General features: G+C 51.3%; 1 protein-coding gene and 1 pseudogene. Both read right to left on the bottom strand.

Features of this window, described 5'->3' with window-relative positions:
• The coding region (locus tag B2Z72_RS01980) for a nickel-dependent hydrogenase large subunit (RefSeq protein ID WP_297004074.1) at positions 1–1,029 on the bottom strand (1,029 nt) is incomplete at its 3' end.
• Positions 1,026–1,311 (bottom strand): annotated as a pseudogene (locus B2Z72_RS01975) (uptake hydrogenase small subunit); the annotation flags it as partial. The gene B2Z72_RS01980 and the pseudogene B2Z72_RS01975, both read right to left, overlap by 4 nt.

Below are 1,311 nucleotides of genomic sequence, written 5' to 3'. Positions count from 1 at the left end.
CTGAATTTCATCCGGATTACGCACGTCCACTGGCAGAACTTCGTTCCAGTTGCCATTCACAATCGCGCCGCCAGGCAGCATGTCAGTGGAGCTGTCGTAAGGGGTTTGTGCGTAAGTTCCGTAAGCCAGTACGTTTTCGCTGGCCAGACCACCACCGTACAGCCAGTCTTTATACAGACCGCCAATCGCCATAACGTCTGGCAGGTAAACGTTTTTGGTGAATTCCTGAGTTTCTTTAATGCGCTGCAGCACAAAGTTCAGGCTGACCATATTCACAGGAGCACCGGATGCACCAACGTCATCCAGGTTAATGGCACAGGCAACACCGCCCACCAGATAATTCGGGTGCGGGTTTTTACCACCAAAAATGGTGTGAATTTTTACAATTTCTTTCTGCAGGTCGAGTGCTTCCAGATAATGCGTTACCGCCATCAGATCGGCTTCCGGCGATAATTTATACGCCGGGTTATCCCAGTAACCGTTTTTAAACAGACCAAGCTGACCACTGGCAACGAATTTTTTCAGGCGGTTCTGAATATCGCGGAAATAGCCCGGGCTGGATTTCGGATGCGCCGGTGAGACAATTTTCTGCAACTCAGAGGTTTTACGCGGATCGGCTTTTAACGCATTAACCGGATTAACCCAGTCGAGCGCGTGCAGATGATAAAAGTGCACAATGTGATCGTGGGCCATCAGGGTTTTATCCATCAGATGGCGGATCAGGTGAGCATTGTACGGAATCTGAATATCCAGTGCGTCTTCCACTGCGCGACAGGACGTCAGTGCATGAGTACCGGTACAGACACCACAGATACGTTCAACGAACGCCCAGGCATCACGTGGATCACGGCCTTTCAGAATCACTTCCAGACCACGCCACATAGTGCCTGTGGAAACGGCGTTACGGATAATATTGTCGCTGTCGACGTTTACTTCGCAGCGCATGTGACCTTCAATCCGGGTTACCGGATCGACCACCACGCGGCGGCCATTATTGTCGAGCTGGCTGGCGTTCAGTGGGATGTTCATGCAGAGGTATCCTCAGAATCGTTTTTACTGGACAGTCGTTTAATGGCACTGACGGCGGCATGGGCAGCAATGGCTGCACCGACACCGCCGGCAACTGCGGTACCGATTTCGTCGGCATTTTTCTCAATACCAAACTGGTGAATATCGGTCAGGCGGTTATAGAAAGAACCTTTGTCCCAGAAACCGTCTTCAGAACAGCCGATACAACCATGACCTGCCTGAATAGGGAATGAAGTACCTTCGTTCCAGCGCACTGTAGAACAGGCGTTGTAGGTGGTCGGG

Origin of the sequence: Thalassolituus sp. UBA6592, from assembly GCF_002433655.1 — a bacterium.
In the GTDB taxonomy this organism is placed as follows: Bacteria; Pseudomonadota; Gammaproteobacteria; order Pseudomonadales; family Oceanobacteraceae; genus Venatoribacter.
The sequence above is the reverse complement of the archived record's forward strand: the minus strand, read 5'-3'. Positions and strand labels throughout refer to the sequence as shown.